At 72.6% G+C, this 15683-nt stretch carries 16 protein-coding genes and 1 pseudogene; 9 read left to right on the top strand and 8 right to left on the bottom strand.

The window, feature by feature from the left end:
• Positions 1–3 precede the first annotated feature (3 nt).
• The 4 genes and pseudogenes from POL72_RS24915 (at position 4) to POL72_RS24930 (ending at position 1646) form a co-directional block, all read left to right on the top strand.
• A complete protein-coding gene (locus POL72_RS24915; protein ID WP_272098057.1) occupies positions 4–282 on the top strand; it encodes a CcmD family protein in 279 nt (92 codons plus the stop codon).
• Entirely contained in the window at positions 282–425 is a 144-nt protein-coding gene (locus POL72_RS24920; protein WP_272098058.1) for a hypothetical protein, read from the top strand. Before POL72_RS24915 ends, POL72_RS24920 begins: the two co-directional genes overlap by 1 nt.
• Positions 426–520: 95 nt before the next feature.
• Positions 521–685, top strand: a pseudogene (locus tag POL72_RS24925) (acyl-CoA dehydrogenase family protein); the annotation flags it as partial.
• 157 nt (positions 686–842) lie between these two features.
• The gene (locus POL72_RS24930; RefSeq protein ID WP_272098059.1) at positions 843–1646 is read left to right on the top strand and encodes an acyl-CoA dehydrogenase family protein; all 804 of its coding nucleotides are present in this window, start codon (positions 843–845) and stop codon (positions 1644–1646) included.
• Between the two features lie 52 nt (positions 1647–1698).
• Here the strand turns inward: POL72_RS24930 and POL72_RS24935 are convergent, their stop codons facing one another.
• A complete protein-coding gene (locus POL72_RS24935) occupies positions 1699–2664 on the bottom strand; it encodes an FHA domain-containing protein (RefSeq protein WP_272098060.1) in 966 nt (321 codons plus the stop codon).
• Between the two features lie 259 nt (positions 2665–2923).
• Entirely contained in the window at positions 2924–3073 is a 150-nt protein-coding gene (locus tag POL72_RS24940; RefSeq protein ID WP_272098061.1) for a hypothetical protein, read from the bottom strand.
• A 285-nt stretch (positions 3074–3358) separates the two neighbouring features.
• Here POL72_RS24940 and POL72_RS24945 point away from each other — a divergent pair, with 285 nt between their 5' ends.
• Together POL72_RS24945 and POL72_RS24950 are read left to right on the top strand one after the other, a co-directional pair.
• Positions 3359–4585, top strand: a complete 1227-nt coding sequence (locus POL72_RS24945; protein WP_272098062.1) for a protein phosphatase 2C domain-containing protein — start codon at positions 3359–3361, stop codon at positions 4583–4585.
• 11 nt (positions 4586–4596) lie between these two features.
• A complete protein-coding gene (locus POL72_RS24950) occupies positions 4597–5307 on the top strand; it encodes a pseudouridine synthase (protein WP_272098063.1) in 711 nt (236 codons plus the stop codon).
• On the opposite strand, the gene POL72_RS24955 is transcribed toward POL72_RS24950, so the two are convergent.
• From POL72_RS24955 to argJ, 6 genes are all read right to left on the bottom strand, one after another.
• On the bottom strand, positions 5273–6376 hold the full coding sequence (locus POL72_RS24955) for a dipeptide epimerase (RefSeq protein ID WP_272098064.1): 1104 nt from the start codon (positions 6374–6376) through the stop codon (positions 5273–5275). The two genes, POL72_RS24950 and POL72_RS24955, sit on opposite strands and share 35 nt — an antisense overlap.
• Before the next feature lie 25 nt (positions 6377–6401).
• Entirely contained in the window at positions 6402–7013 is a 612-nt protein-coding gene (locus POL72_RS24960) for a TlpA family protein disulfide reductase (protein WP_272098065.1), read from the bottom strand.
• A 20-nt stretch (positions 7014–7033) separates the two neighbouring features.
• A complete protein-coding gene (fabZ, locus tag POL72_RS24965) occupies positions 7034–7501 on the bottom strand; it encodes a 3-hydroxyacyl-ACP dehydratase FabZ (protein WP_272098066.1) in 468 nt (155 codons plus the stop codon).
• Positions 7502–7542: 41 nt separating this feature from the next.
• Positions 7543–8151 (bottom strand): OmpH/Skp family outer membrane protein, encoded by a 609-nt coding sequence (locus POL72_RS24970; protein WP_272098067.1) that lies wholly within the window; start codon positions 8149–8151, stop codon positions 7543–7545.
• Between the two features lie 48 nt (positions 8152–8199).
• Positions 8200–9081, bottom strand: coding sequence for a hypothetical protein (locus POL72_RS24975; protein ID WP_272098068.1), 882 nt, complete (start codon positions 9079–9081; stop codon positions 8200–8202).
• A gap of 329 nt (positions 9082–9410) precedes the next feature.
• Positions 9411–10586: a bifunctional glutamate N-acetyltransferase/amino-acid acetyltransferase ArgJ gene (argJ, locus tag POL72_RS24980; protein ID WP_272098069.1), complete on the bottom strand. Its 1176-nt coding sequence runs from the start codon at positions 10584–10586 to the stop codon at positions 9411–9413.
• 125 nt (positions 10587–10711) lie between these two features.
• Between argJ and POL72_RS24985 the strand changes: the two genes are divergently transcribed.
• The 3 genes from POL72_RS24985 (at position 10712) to POL72_RS24995 (ending at position 15673) form a co-directional block, all read left to right on the top strand.
• On the top strand, positions 10712–12328 hold the full coding sequence (locus tag POL72_RS24985; protein WP_272098070.1) for a hypothetical protein: 1617 nt from the start codon (positions 10712–10714) through the stop codon (positions 12326–12328).
• 9 nt (positions 12329–12337) lie between these two features.
• Entirely contained in the window at positions 12338–13198 is an 861-nt protein-coding gene (locus POL72_RS24990; RefSeq protein WP_272098071.1) for a hypothetical protein, read from the top strand.
• Positions 13199–13375: 177 nt separating this feature from the next.
• Positions 13376–15673 carry a DUF2169 family type VI secretion system accessory protein gene (locus POL72_RS24995; RefSeq protein ID WP_272098072.1) on the top strand — a complete coding sequence of 766 codons (2298 nt, stop codon included), beginning with the start codon at positions 13376–13378 and terminating at the stop codon, positions 15671–15673.
• Positions 15674–15683 lie beyond the last annotated feature (10 nt).

Raw genomic sequence — 15683 nt, forward strand, 5'->3', positions numbered from 1 at the left:
AACGTGAATTCCCATCATTCCTTGTTCTCCCATGCGGCGTTGCAGCAGCCGACGGGCACCACGTCGGACGACCGGTCGCAGGCGTTCCGCCCCGTCCAGGGGGGGAACGACATGCAGAGCGGAGAGAAGCTGCTGGTCGAGGCGTACGCCGCGATCTGGCTCATCCTCTTCGCGCTGGTCTTCCTCTCCTGGCGCCGGCAGAAGCAGATCGACCGGCGCATCGACGCGCTGGAGGCCGCCGTGCAGAAGGCGCGGTCTGGAGCAGGCCAGGGGGCGAGCTGATGCCGAACCTGGGGGAGATGACCCCGCAGCACGCGCTCTACATCCCCGTGGTGCTGATGCTCGGGCTGATCGTCGGCTACATCCTGGGCAGCCGCGCCGTGCGGGCCGAGCTAGAGCGACGTAAGCGCAGAATGAAGCAGTGACGGGGGCGCAGGCCCCTCGTCCCGCGTAGCTGGCGGGCTCGGTGAGCGCCGTCCCCGCCCCACGAGCCGGAGGTCACAAGGTGGTCGATTTCTCTGTGAGCGAAGAGCACAAGGCTCTCATCGATACGGCGCGTCGCTTCACGAAGGAGCGCATCCTCCCGATCGCGGCCGAGTGCGATCAGAAATCGTACTTCCCGATGGATGTCTTCGTGGAGGGCTGGAACATCGGGCTCGTCAACCCGACCTGCCCGGCCGAGTACGGCGGCCCGGGGATGGGCGAGCTCGAGAACGCCCTCCTCGCCGAGGAGCTCTCGTACGGGTTGTACCGGGATCCAGACGAGCTTCCTCGCGAACGGCCTCGCGCTCACCCCCATCAAGCTCGCCGGCAGCGAGGAGCAGAAGAAGAAGTACCTCGGCATGCTCACCGCCGAGCCGATCATGGCGAGCTACTGCACGAGCGAGCCGGACGCGGGCAGCGACGTCGCGGGCCTCAAGACCCGCTTCACGAAGCACGGGGACGACTACGTGCTGAACGGGCAGAAGTGCTGGATCACGAACGCGAGCTACGCGCGCTACTACGTGATCTTCGCGACGTCGAACCCGGAGCTGCGGCACAAGGGGATCGCGGCGTTCATCGTCGACCGCGACACGCCCGGCGTGCGCGTCGGCAAGAAGGAGGACAAGCTCGGCCAGCGCGCGAGCGACACCGCCCAGGTGTTCCTCGACGATGTGAAGGTGCCGAAGGCGAACCTGCTCGCGCCCGAGGGGCAGGGCTTCAAGCTCGCCATGGAGACCTTCAACCAGACCCGCCCGGACATCGGCGCGGCCGCGACCGGCCTGATGCGGCGCTGCGTCGACGAGTGCGTGGCCTACGCCAAGGAGCGCAAGACCTTCGGCCAGCCGATCGGCAACCACCAGCTCATCCAGTGGATGCTCGCGGAGATGGCGATCCGCGTCGAGGGGACGCGCCTGCTCTACCAGAAGGCCGCGTGGAACCTCGATCACGGGGTGCGCGACCCGATCGTGTCGAGCTTCGCGAAGGCCTACGGCGCCGACAGCGCCATGCAGACGGCCGTGGACGCCGTGCAGGTGTTCGGCGGCAACGGCTACGTGAAGGAGTACCCCGTCGAGAAGATGATGCGCGACGCGAAGGTCCTCCAGATCTACGAGGGCACGAGCCAGATCCAGCGCCTCGTCATCGCGCGCCAGCTGCTGGCGTAGCGCATAGCGCGCCGCGAGGGCGCGCCAGCGGACGCGAGGCGCGGCCAGCGCGTCAGATCTGCGGGTGCCAGATCAGGGTGAGCTCGGGGCCGAGCGTGAGCGCGAGGCCCTCGGCGGGCACCATCACGCGGCGGACCTTCTGGCCCGCGAACCTCGTCCCGTTCGTCGAGCAGAGATCGAGGGCCATGATCTCCGTGCCGTCCCGCAGGAGCAGCAGGTGGGTCCGCGAGATGTGCGTGCTCAGGACGGCGCGCAGGCCGCGGTCCAGGCAGTTGTCGGCGCGCCCGAGGAGCACGCCGTCGTCGAGCGCTTGCTGGGGCAGCTCGACCGCGGCGCTGCGCTCGCTCGATTGCAGCGTGAGCCGCACGTACCCGCTCTTCGCGCGCGGGGCCACCATCTCCTCGATGTGCGAGACGGGGCGCACCGACGTGATGTGGGAGATCTCTCCGCGGGCGAAGCGGTGGCTGGTCGTGATGCCCTCGGTCGCCGCCGGCGGCGCGGCGCCCTCGCTGACGGCCTTGCCCGCGATGCTCTCGATCCCGCGCGGCGGCTCGCTCATCCCGCACGAGCTCACCTCCAGCGCCCTCGACGAGGCGCGCGGCCCGACCGGGAGCCCGCCGACCACGTGCTTGCCGATGCGCACGAGCAGCGGGCCGCTGACGACGATCGACCGCCGCGGCACGTCGTCGTCCACGAAGAAGGGGATCGAGGTCTGCAGATCCATGAGCCGCAGGCCGAAGGCGCCGTCGGGGAGGTTGCAGCAGGTGGCGACCAGGTGGCGCACGCAGACGTCGTCGCCCGACGCGAACTTCATGTCGCAGCGCGGGTGCGAGCCGAAGACGGCATACGCGCCGCTGTTCGCGGGCAGGTCCAGCCACGCGACGTCACCGCCTGACACCCGGAACAGCCGGTACCCCTCGCTCATCGGCGACTCGGGAGGGTTCAGCGCCATCACCGCCTCGGCGGTGGACAGGGCGCGCCGCATCGTGGCGACGTCGATCCGCGGTTCTACCGTCATCGCGCGCTCCACGAGCGGCGCGAGGTCGCGCGCCCCGCAGTCCGCGTCGGACCGCCGAGCTCGAGCGTGAACGGCGGAGTCGCTGCGCAGGCCTCCGGCAGAGCCGCGGCAGGAGCGAGCGTGGTGGATGTCAGACAGCGGCGAGGCCTCATGCGGTCGAGCCGAATCCTACCGGAATTTTTCGTCTGGGGCTCTTTCGCTGCGCGCCCCGAATCTGCTGTGGCCGGCGGGGCTCAGGTCGAGACGACGGCTGTCCGGCTCAGCTCACGCCGACGCTGACCTCCGCAACGAGCTCGCCACCCCAGCGCCAGAAGGCCACCGAGCGGCTGAACAGGACGATGACCTCCAGCCCGAGCCCTCCGCCCAATTCGAGCCGAAAGCGCCCGACGTCCACCTCGATGAGTTGCATGCTCCCCGAAGACGCGAGAGTCGGGCCAACCGTGGATCCGTGCGCGTTGCACGCTGGTGTGTCCGCCGGAGGCACGGCCTCGCCGCGGCCCGCAGGGCGCGCCGGCCCGCGTCGGCGGGCCAGGGCGCGGACGCGCTGCGCGCCGCCGCGCGAGGGGGGCAGCGGGGCGGCGACGTGGCGCGCCCGCGGCGGGGGGCAGGGGCGAGCGCCGGCGGACGCAGGCGAGCGGGCGCGGGGCCGTCGCGCGGTCGTCGACAGCCGCGCCATTTTGACGCCGCCCGCACGGTGTCTATCCTGGTCGCGGTGTCCCGGATCCTCCCACGCTTCGACTATCGCATCGAGTTCGCCGCATCGACCGATGTCGGCCTCGTCCGCCCGAGCAATGAGGACCGGATCCTCTGTTGCCCCGAGCTCGCCCTCTTCGGCATCGCCGACGGGATGGGCGGCCACGCCGCGGGCGAGGTCGCCGCTCAGATCGCCGTCGACACGGTGCGCGCCGAGGTGCTCCGTCCGCCCGCCGCCGACATCCTCGACGCGTACGTGGCCGACCCGAACATCGAGGCGCGGCGCGAGGTGTTCGCGCTGCTCCGGCGCGTGGGCGAGGCCGCGCACGCGGCCATCCTGGAGGCGCGCCGCACGGAGCCGAGCTACCAGGGGATGGGCACGACGCTCGATTTCGTCGTGCTCGCGCACAGCCGGGCGTTCTTCGCCCACGCGGGCGACAGCCGCGCGTACCTGGTTCGCCCGACGACCACCGTCCAGCTCACCCAGGACCACGCCCTCTACGATACGCTCCGCGCGGCCGGCAACCCGACCCCGGCCAGGAAGCCGCAACGGAACCCGCTCGTGAACGCGATCGGGCTCGCGGGCACCGTCGCCGTCGACACCGTGTTCGTCGATCTCTCGCGCGGCGACCGCATCGTCCTCTGCACCGACGGGGTGCACAACGCGGTCGACAGCGAGGCGGCGCTCTCCCGCTTCTGCTCGAAGGGCGGACCCGAGGAGGTCGCCGCCGGACTCCTCGGCCACGCGCGCGAGCGGGGGGGCCACGACAACGCGAGCGTGATCGTCATCGACATCAAGGAGCGCTTCGTGAAGCGCGCGGACGACGCCGGCCCGTCCTCGCGTGATCTGTCGGTGCTCTCCGCGTGCCCGCTCCTCGCCGGCATGAGCCCCGCGGCGGTGCTCGGGGCGCTCGCGGCCGGCGTCGAGGTGGAGCTCTGCGCGGGGGATCGGATCCCGCGCGACGTCGCCAGCGATCTGGTCGCTTACCTGGTGCTCGACGGCGCCGTGAACCTGCCGGACGGGCGGCGCGTCGGGTCTTCCGGGCTGCTCTTCCCCGAGTCGCTCGTGGGCGCGCGGCGCAAGGGCGATCTGCCCGTGGCCGCGGCGCGCACGCGGCTCATCCGGATCCGCAAGGACGATTTCGCCGAGGTCTGCGAGCACGACGCGGATCTCGCGGCCGCCCTCTACCAGCGGCTCGCGCGGTACCTCGCGCTCGGGACCGGATGAGCGGGGCCGCGATGCAGCTCTCCCTGCTCCACCTGGACGATCGCGTCGCGGCCTTCGCGAAGCCGTCCGGGCTGCTCGTGCACCGCGGCTGGGGCAGCGCGCCGGTCGTGTTCGTCGACCTCGCCGAGCGCGCGCTGGGCCGGAAGGTCTACCCGGTCCACCGCCTCGACCGGGCCACGAGCGGCGTGCTGCTGGTCGCGCTCGACCCCGCCGCCGCGGCGCTGCTCGGCGCGCAGTTCGAGCAGGGCCTCGCGCGGAAGCGCTACCTGGCGCTCGTCCGCGGCGTTCCCCCCGAGCGCGGGTGCATCGATCACCCGATCCCGCGGCGCGAGGGGGGCCCGCGCGTCCCGGCCGTCACCGACTTCGAGCGCCTCCACGCGCTCGAGCGCTACGCCGTCGTCGAGGCGCGCCCGCGCACGGGCCGGCTGCACCAGGTGCGGAGGCACCTCAAGCACATCAGCCACCCGATCATCGGCGACGTGAACTACGGCAAGGGCGAGCACAACCGCCTGTTCCGCGAGCGCTATGCGCTGCACCGCCTCGCGCTCCACGCGGCCGAGCTCGCCGTCGCCCACCCCGAGACGGGCGCGCCGCTGCGCGTCGCCGCGCCGCTGCCCGACGACCTGCGAGGCCCGTTCGATCAGCTGGGCGTGCCGGCATGGATCGGCGCCGTCGGCGACGCGATCGCTAGCCCGCCCCTGGATCGCGGCGCTCCGGGGTGACGCCGTGGCCGGCGCGGATCCCCTCGAGGGAGAGCGCCGGGCCTCGCTGGACGAAGCCGCCGTCGAACGGGTTCTCGGCGAGGAACATGGGCGTGTCGAGATCGACGAACGAGAACCCGCCGAGGCCGGCGGCGAGGCACGCCGACGCCGTCATCGCGAGCACCGACTCGACCATCCCGCCGATCATGAGCCCGAGCCCCGCGGCGCGGGCGACCGCCGCGATGTCGAGCGCCTCGGCGATGCCGCCCTTCATCAGCTTGATGTTGACCACGGTCGCCGCGCGCTCGGCCGCGACGCGGAGGACGTCCTCCGCGGAGGCGGCGCTCTCGTCGGCGGCCACGTCGACGCCGGCGCGCCGCGTGACCTCCTTCATGCCGTCCCAGTCGTCCCGAGGCACCGGCTGCTCCAGCAACGCGACGTCCGCGCCGAGCCGGCGCGCGTGCGCGACGAGCGCGAGCGCCTCGCCCGCCGTGAGCCCGCCGTTGCCGTCGAGGATCAGCGACGCCCCGGGCGCGGCCGCGCGGATCGCCTCGATGCGCGCCGGGTCCGACGCGGCGAGGCGGCCGCCGACCTTCACCTTGAGCGTGCGGAAGCCCATGCCCGAGGCGCGCCGCGCGGCCTCCTCCGCGCGCTCCGGCGAGCCGGTGGTGATGGTGATGTCGGTCGTGAGCGCCGTCCCGGAGCCGCCGAAGAAGGCCCAGAGCGGCATGCCGGCGCGCTTCGTCAGCGCGTCGAGGATCGCGGTCTCGATCGCGCAGCGCGCCGCGCCCGCGCCGCCCCCGGCCGCCGTGTGGAGCGCGCGCGCGACGGCGCGCCACGCGCGCGCGTCCGAGCCCACCACGGCCTCGCGCAGGGAGAGGGCGGCGGCGCGCGACCCGTCCTGCGTCTCGCCGTTGAAGGCGGGCAGCGGCGCCGCCTCGCCGAAGCCGAGCGTCCCGTCGGCGAGCTCCACGGTGACGAGGAGGTTCGCCGCGCGCTCCTGCGCGCCGCCCGCGATGCCGAACGGCTCGTGCAGCGGGATGTCGAGCGCCTCGACCGAGACGCGCCGGATCAGGGTGGGGGTCGTCAAGACGGGCGTCGCCTCCTCGGGAGCCTCAAGGGGATTGGCGGCCGCCGTCGGCGGGCGGCGGAGCGGCCGCCGGGCCGAGGAGCGCCTCGATCTCCCGGGAGATCTTGTCCTCCTCGCCGTCCTCGTAGCCCGCGTGGATATGGCGCACGACGCCGCCCCGATCGACGACGAACGCGGTCGGCATCCTCCGCGGCTTGTACGCCTTCTCCGCGCTCTGGTCCTTGTCCCAGAGGATCTTGAACCTCACCCCCGCCTCGTCCGCGAACGCCGTGAGCTGCTCCGTCGAGACGTCCTCGGGCGCATCGAGGGACACGGCGAGCACGGCGAGATTGCCGCCGAAGCGGTCGAGGAGCGCCTGGTACTTGGGGAACGACTTCCTGCAGGGGCGGCAGTAGGTCGCCCAGAAATCGACGATCACCACCTTGCCGCGCGCGTCCTTGAGCGTGGAGGGCCCCTCGCCGCTCACGACCTCGGCAGCGAGCTCGGGCGCCGCCGAGCCGATCAGGCCGCCGCCCGTCTCGGGCGCCGGGGGCGCGAGGGGCGCGGCGCCGCCGCAGCCGCCCGCGAGCGAGAGGGCGAGCGAGGCGCAGAGGGCCGCGAGGACACGGGCGAACGACGGCGATGGACTGGGCCTCATGACGAGATCTCCCTCTTCGGTCAGGGCTCGCGATCGACGATGGAAGCGAGCATCTCTCCCTCGGCGCAGAGCGTCCCGTCGACGCTCGCCTCGCCGCGCAGCTTCCAGACGTTCGAGCGGTGGTGCAGCACCTCGGCGTAGAGATCGAGCCGGTCGCCGGGCGTCACGGTGTGGCGGAACTTCGCCTTGTCGATGCCAAGGAAGAACATGAGGTTCGACGTCGCGTCGAACGGATCCGACGCGTAGGCGAGGATGCCGCCGAGCTGCGTGAGCGACTCGAGGATCAGCACCCCGGGCATGATCGGCCGCTGGGGGAAGTGCCCCTGGAACCAGGGCTCGTTGTAAGCGACGCACTTGTAGCCGCGGATGCACTTGTTGGCGGTGATCTCCGTCACCCGGTCGACCATCACGAGGGGGTAACGGTGCGGCAGGATCGACAGGATCTGATGGATGTCGAGCGTGACGGGCGCTTGGGTTCGGTCAGGCAAGGCCGGCTCCTTTCCGCGGTGTGGAGCGCGCGGGCGGCGCGCTACTTCGCGTCGTCCTTCTTCTCTGCCTTGTCGCCGCCGGCGTCGTCCTCGCCGCCGCCGGTGTTGTAGAGCTGGATGACCTGCTCCGTCAGGTCGAGATCGGCGCGGACGTACGGGGCCGCTTGCTTGTCGAAGATGATCTCGTAGCTCGACTTCTTCGCGATCCTGCCGACGATGAGCATCATCTTCTTGAGGATGGGCCCGGTGAGCTCGCCCTGCTTCTTCTGGAGCTCCTTGTTGTAGTCGACGAACACGGTCTGGAGCTCGACCATCTGGCGCTGCCAGTCCTCCATCCGCTTCTGGAGCGACTCGCGCGAGAGCACGCGCGACTGCTTCTCGATGTCCTCGCGCGCCCGCTGGAGCTCGGTCTGCTTCGCGTCGAGCTCCTGCTGCCGCCGGTCGAAGAGCTTCTTCAGCGTGGCCTGCGCCCGGATGCCGTCCTCCGTCTGCATGACGGCGTGCTGCACGTCGACGACGGCGATCCGGGTCTCGGCGGCGGCGACGCTCGGCGCGGCGAGGGCGAGCGACACGGCGGCGGCGCGGGCGATCCGGGCGAGGAGCGGCGCGGACCGATGCGCGGACCAATGAACAGGAGAGCGGGCGACCATTGGAGCCGATTACCTGCCGCGTGACGGACGGTCAAGGTGTGCGGCGGATCAGAGGCACTTGCCCGAGATGCAGCTCTCGCCGTCGGGGCAAGGCTCGTCGAGCGAGCACTCCGGCGCGACCTCCTCCCGCGTCTTGCAGAACCCGTCGTCGCAGCCGACGAAGCGGCTGTCGATGAGCTGGCAGGCCCGCGTGTTCTCGCACGGGTAGTGGCAGTAGCCGTCATCCATGCACTCCTGGCCCTGCGCCGCGCAGGCCTTGGCGGCGCAGCCGGGCTGAGGAGAGGGGTCATCCATGCACGCGCCGGTGGCCGCGTTGCACACCTCGCCGGGCGCGCAGTCCGCGTGCGTCGCGCAGCCGGTGGTGCAGGCGCCGTCGACGCAGACCGCGCCGCCCTCGCACGGGGCCGCGTCGCTGCACGCGGGGTTCGCGGGGTCGGGGACGCAGACCCCGCGGTCGCAGCGCGTGCCGGGCTCCGCGCAGGGCGCGGCGTTGGAGCAGCCATCGGCGCACTCGCCGTTCACGCACACCCTGCCGTCGCCGCACTCGTAGCTGAACTCGCACGCCGCGATGCAGAGCCCGTCGACGCACCGCGTGCCGTCCTCGCACGCGCCGTCGCCCTCGCAGGGACACGTCGTGAGCTCCGCGTCGCAGTCGGTCTCCGCGCCGCCCGCGCCGCCCGCGCCCCCCTGGCCCGCGCCGCCCTGACCCGGGTCTGCAGGACCCGCGCCGCCCCGACCGCCGCTGCTGGTGTCGATGTCCGGCTCCACGGGGCGACACCCGTAGCCGTCGCAGAGGAAACAGTTGTCGCCATCGGGGTCGCACTGGAGCGACGCGTCGCCACAGCCGCCGCAGCCCGTCGCGGTCGCGGCGATCATCAGGAACAGCGCGCCTCGACCCAGGATCTTCGCAAGGGGGGAATGAAGAAGCATCGAAGTCCTCCAGCGGCGGCCGGCACCGGCGCGGCCTTCCCGCACGACTACCATGACGCGCGCTAACACGCAGCGTGCCACGGGGCGGCAGGAGAGGAGCGCCGGGAAGCCCGACGAGGCGCTCGTTTTGTGAACCCGCTTGTGAACCTGCGTTCACCTGCGCTCGTCGCGCGAGGTTCACTGATCCGCGGGGTCACGCGGCGGCGAGGCGGGGGACGGCCGGCGATCGAGGCCCGGGAGTGATGTGGAATGCCGCAGCAGGCGCTTCCGGTCAGGGCGAAGGCGCGGGGGCGCTCCTGCGAGCGACCCGGCCGGTCACCCCGCGAGGATCAGGAGCGGTACCCCGCGTTCACGTCGACGTAGCCGTGTCCGAGATCGCTCGTGAGGTACGCGAAGTCGCCGGGGCCGCTGCCGAGCACGAGCTCGATGACGTAGGTGTCGCGCGCGAGCACCTCGTTGGCCTTGAGCTCGGCTTCCGCCCCGACCGGCGCGCCGTTCCGCACGATCGGGATCCCGCCGACGAGGATCTGGGTCTCGCGCGGGTCGAACGGGACGCCGGCGCGGCCCGCGGCGGCGAGCAGCCGCCCCCAGTTCGCGTCCTTGCCGAACAGCGCTGTCTTCACGAGCATCGACGTGGCCACCGTGCGCGCGACGGCGCGCGCGCCGTCGCGCGTCGCGAGCCCGCGGACGCGGATCTCGGCGACGTGCGTGCTGCCCTCGCCGTCGGCCACCATCGAGCGCGCGAGCTCGCCGCAGACCTCGGTGAGGCCCGCCGAGAGCTCGTCGCGCGAGGCGCGGCGCTGGGACGCGCCGGAGGACAAGAGGAGCACCGTGTCGTTGGTGCTGGTGTCCCCGTCGACGCTGCACGCGTTGAACGTCACGTCGCACGAGGCCGCCAGGGCCTCGCTCGCCTCGCCGGCGTCGAGCACGGCGTCGGTGAACAGGAAGACGAGCATCGTCGCGTGGGGCGGGCCCACGTCGGGGTGGATCATCCCGGCGCCCTTGCCGATGCCGAGCAGCGTCGCGCCGGCGCCGAGCTTGCGCTGCGCGAGCTTCGGCCAGCGGTCCGTCGTGCAGATCGCCTGGGCGAAGTCGAGGTAGCCCTTCGGCGACAGGCGCGCCGACAGCTCGGGGACACGCTCGATGATCCGGTGCGCGGGCAGGACGGCGCCGATCACGCCGGTCGAGGCGGGGAGCACCTCGTCCTCCGAGGCGCCGATGGACTCCGCGACGGCGCGCGTCGTATCGAGCGTCGCCTTCCACCCTGCCTCGCCCGTGCAGGCGTTCGCACACCCGCTGTTGGCGACGACGGCGCGAGCGCGCCCCGACCGGACGCGCTGCATGGCGATGTCCACGGGCGCCGCGCGCACCAGATTCCGCGTGAACATGCCGGCCACGACCGCCGGCTGATCGGCCACCGCGAGCGCGACATCGATGCGCCCGTCTTTCCGGATCCCGGCGCTGACGGCGCCGAAGCGAAAACCTGCAACTGGCTCGAAGCTCATGAGGGCGCGGAGTCTACGCACGAACGCGCGCCGGGAGAAAGCGACAAGCGGAGGGCAGGCGCCGCGGGGGATGAGAGGCCCGGAGGCGGCCGAGCTGAGCGCGGCATTTGCAATGCTTCGCCTCGATGATCGCGGTCCGTATTGTCGACATCAAGGGCCTGTATCTGCCGGGCTTTCCCGACAGCACGGCGCCGCCGGGGACGACGCGGGCGGCTGGATACAAGCCCGGTTACAAGAGCGTCGATAACCGGGGACGCGTCTACATCAATCGAGATCTCGATGGGCAGTGGGCAAAGAATACGCAGCTCGTCGAGATCACCGTCGAGGTGACGAGCTCCGAGGGCGAGCTGCCAGAAGGAGCCCGGATTCGCTGGAGCGCGCGCGATCCCGACGATCCCTCGAATGAGCGGTCGGAGGTGCACCCGGACTGGGGTCCCACCCTCGACGAGAACGATTACGACGCCGCGGGGGGCTATGTGGGGCCGGTCGAGGACGACAACGAGGGAACGCAGGACAGGGCGCCTGGCTGGGAAGAGGTGGAGGGCTACGCGCTGTCCGACGTGACGGAGACCAGCGCGAGCACGGCGATCGTCGGGAGGAGGAGCAAGGTCCGGCGCCACATGACCGATGTCGCAGGAGACAACCTGATCGTGAGCGCCGCGCTCGACGCCGCTGGCGTCGCCGAGGCGGCCGGCGACGAGACCGGGATCATGACGCTCTGGCGCCGGATCGACGTCGAGTACATCCGGATGGAGAGCGCGCCCCCGCTGCCCGTGGAGCTGGCGCCGGAGCACTTCGAGCCGGTCTTCACCCAGCTCGATTTCGCCGAGGCGCGCGTCATCCAGGACCTGCAGCGCCTGGCGCCCGACGCGGAGACGCTCGGCGACATGGCCGCGCGCTTCGTGAGCGAGCACTTCGAGCACGCCGGGGAGCCTGGCTGGTTCTGCCTGATCGCCGCGCTCGAGCCGCACCCGGTGCCCGAGGTCCGGGGCGAGGTGCTGTTCTCCGGGAGCGTCGCGATCCTCGACGGCGGCGAGGGCGAGCGGCGCAGCGAGTACGTGGAGATCCCTGGCACCCACCCGGACGCGAGCTACATCACGTTTCGCTGGGAAAGCTGGCAGATCAGCTTCTCGGTCGCGAGCGCGGCCGTCCTCGACGACCCGCCGCGGACCCGCCTCTGGCTCGCGCCGCACGACATCCAGAGCCAGTTCACGGCGGGCGACGGGTCCCTGGCGCACGCGTACGAGAGGCGCCTCTTCTTCTTCCCGCGGGCCCGCCGCAGGGACGGGGCGTGGGAGCCCCCGGGCTACGGCATCCCCGCGAGCGCCGAGGCCGACGTGCGGGGCTCAGGGGCCCCCTACGTCGCCGGCATGAGCCCCACGATCGACGTCGGGCCGGCGAGGTACTTCGCCGGCAGGACCATCCTCTTCACCCACCACAGGGCGTGGTGGGACCCCGAGGCGGCGCAGCCCCGGCGCGGCTACGAGCAAGGCACGCTCCACACCATCGTCCACGAGCTCACGCACGCCTTCGGGATGCCGCACAAGTGCGGCTACTTCGATTACCGGCAGCCGCGCCGGACGACGTGCTGCATGAACTATCGGTCCCACTGGATGGTGGACGCCGACCAGCAGCTCATCCCTGGGACCGACGGGCGGGTCGGCAACGACCTGTGCGGGCGCCACGTGAAGGAGACCCGGCGCGTGCGCCTCGAGAACAACAGGGGGCTTCGATGGAGATGAGGGGCTGTCATGTCCGATGAACACGCGCGGAGCGCCGGGGACCCGGCCGGCCCGCCTGGGCTGGTGCTCCGCTCGCTCGATCACGATCGCCGCTATGTGCTCGGCTTCCCCCTGCACGTGGCCATCACGCTGTGCGCCGACCGCCCTGGCGCCTGCATCCTGCGGCTACCGCGCCCGAGCTGGGCGGGCAACGCCGGCGCCATCGGCGTCCGCCTCGCGCGGGCGGGCACCGGCGAGGAGGTCGTGAGGACCGAGCCCTCGCCGGTCGTGCTCCCTGAGCACGGCACGCCGGTGTTCCGCCTGTGCCCGGGCGAGTGCAGGCGCATGCTCATCGACGTCTCGTCGTACCTCCCGGCGGGGCTCGATCCCGGGCAGTACACGCTGGCGATCGTCTACGTCGGGCCGCCGAACCGGGCGGAGAGCGCGCCGGTGCCGGTCGAGCTCGCGGCGCCGAGCCCCGAGGAGCAGCGCGAGCTCGGGCGCCTCGCGCCCGAGGCCGCCCGCGCGGGCTCCTGGGGCCGCTGGACGAGCCTCCCGCCGGACAGCGGCGCGGCGGTCACGGGCCGCGTGGAGCCGGGCGATCCGCTCCGCTTCGACAGCATCTTGCGTTATCTGTTGTACGGGCCGCAGCCGCTCGGCGACGTGGACCCGGCCATCCTCGACGTGCTCCGCGGCGTCTACGAGCCGGAGGCCCAGGCGCTCCGCGCCGAGATCTACGCCGCGCGGGGGGACACGGCGCGCTTCGCGGAGACGGCGGCGCTCATCCGGGCCGCTCACCCGGGGCTCGGCTGGTGGATCGAACAGATCGCGGCGGGGCAGAGCGAGATCGGCTTCGTCCGGGCGTGCCGGGCGAACCCGTGCGGCGGGTGAGCGGCGGCGCCGGTCCACGTCTGCCAACGCCCGCCCACGCCCTCGCCGCCGCGCCGGCTCCACACGCGGATCACGCGATTGCAACGCGATGGTCACCTTGAGCGGGTTCACTTGTCGCAGAGCGATGCGTGACGCGATGCGAGCGATGGCGAGGTGTTTCTACAAAAGGACGCGGTCGTGAGCGCGCTGCCCCCCGACGCCGTGGCGTCGCTCCCGGGCGCGGAGGCCGCCGCCGTCTCGTGGCGCACGCAGGGCCAGCGCTACATCACGATCATCGTCAAGGCGAGCTTCGCGTTCACGCCCGGCGCGGCCATGTGGCGGACGGAGCCGCAGGAGATCCTCCGCGCCGAGGTGCATCACGGCAAGAACCCCGCGCGGAGCGTGCGGTTCACCGGCGATCTCGCGCCCTACCTCGGCCGCGCGGACGTGCTCTTCACGGGCGACGCGCACGCCCCTGACGGGGCGCATGTCGAGTCCTTGCCGGTGCGGCTCGCGGTCTTCGGCGCGAGCGGCTGCGCGCTCGACAAACGCCTCCTCGTCCGCGACAAGAAGCCGTTCCAGCGGATGCCCCTCGTGTACGAGAAGGCAGCGCGCGGCGCGAACGGGTTGGAGAACCCCTTCGGCATCGACGCGAGCGACGGCGAGGCCCGCGTCCTCGACCCGCAGGACCCCGCGCGGCCCGCGGGGCTCGGCCCGATCGCGCGCGCCTGGCCCGTGCGAAAGCGGCTGCTCGGCAAGACCCGGCGCGAGACGCTCGAGGGTCCGAACGCGGAGATCCCCGCTGGCTTCGACTGGTCGTACTTCCAGGCGGCGCCCCCGGACCAGCGGATCGACTATCTGCGCGGCGACGAGTGGATCGTGCTCGAGAATTTGCACCCGGCCGCTCGCCGGCTGGAGATGCGCCTGCCCCGGGCGCGCGGCATGGCGCGGATCCACGGGCTCGGCGCGCCTCCTGCGGCAGGGGGCGACGTCATCGAGCTCAACGCGGACACGCTCCGGATCGACGGCGCCGAGCAGCGCTGCACGGTCGTGTGGCGTCAGATCGTCCCTGTCCACGACGACGCCCTCGCGGCCGTGCGGATCGCCGCCGGCGTCGCGGTCGACGGCGAGGAGCTCGCGTGGCCCGACCTGCGCCCCGGGCGGGCCTCGGGCGCCGCGAGCGCGGCTCCGGGGGCGCTCCCGATCGGCCCGCAAGGGACCGTGCACATCGAGGACACGCCCGGCGCGCCTGGCCCGGCGCGCCTTCGGGACGGGGATCCGGGGCGCACCATCCACCTCTCGGACGACGAGGTCGAGATCATCGACCTGATCCAGCGCCCGTCGCCGCTGCAGACGGTCGCGCTCACCGACGAACAGGGCGAGGCGGCGGTGCGCGCGGCGGCGCTTCCGTTCGCGGCCGCGCCGGGATCGGCGAGGCAGAGCCGGCCCGAGCCGGCGCGACCGCTGATCGATGCCGTCGCGAGCGCGACGCTCACCGACGAGCACGGCGAAACGGTGATGCGCGCGCCGGCGCTGCCGTTTACGGCCGCGCCGGGATTGGCGAGGCAGAGCCGGCCCGAGCCGGCGCGACCGCTGATCGATGCCGTCGCGAGCGCGACGCTCGCCCTGTCGAGCGAGGAGGAGGTGCGCGTTGGCGAGCGGCCCGCGATCCCGTTCTTCTTCGACCCGAGGTCGGCGCCGCGCCTCGATCTCAGGCTCAGGGCGCCGATCGTCGGCGCGCCATGGTCTGGCGCGCTCGCTTCACCCGCGCCCGGCCCGTCCATGGGGCTCGCGACCCTCGCGCTGGAGGATGCTCCGCCGCCGTCCGCCGAGGTGTTGCCGCCGCCCGTCGAGGTGTTGCCGCCGCCCGTCGAGGTGTTGCCGCCGCCCGTCGCGTCTTCGTCCTACGCCGCCCCCGCTTCGGGCGTCCTCGTGCGCGAGCCCGAGCGACCCGCCGCGTCCCGCTTCTTTCACGTCCTCCGGCGCGAGGACGAATCGCCCTCCGGGCCGCTCCCGCCGCTCGGAGACGGCGAAGAGGTGAGCCTCGAGCGGTGCGCGATCATCACGGCGGAGCTCGCCGAGAAGCCGGTCCCCCGCGCCGACGTGCTCAAGGCGCACGGCCTCTCGGAGGCGCGCTGGGCGGAGGCCGAGCGGCGGTGGCGGGACTCGATGACGGAAGAGGCCAGGAGCCGTGAGCGGGCGCTCCGCGACAGGTTCGACGCGGCCTATGTCGGCGCGTGGGAAGCCGTCTGTGGCCCGCTGCATGCGGCCGATTATGCCCGGCTGATCGTCGCGACCGAGCGCAGCGGCGGCGCGGCGGCGCTCGGCGAGCGCGCGATCCGACGCACCGTGTGGGTGCGCATCAAGCGGCTCTGGGCCAGGCGCCTCGCCGAAGATCCGCGGCTCAGAGCCCGCGTCGAGGCCGAGATCGCGAGGCTGCGCGAGGCGCCGCGCCAGCGCGCGCAGGGCGGCGCTCTCACGGCGCACGCCGTCTGAGCGCAAGCGC

The sequence above is a fragment of the Sorangium aterium genome (assembly GCF_028368935.1).
In the GTDB taxonomy this organism is placed as follows: domain Bacteria; phylum Myxococcota_A; class Polyangia; order Polyangiales; family Polyangiaceae; genus Sorangium; species Sorangium atrum.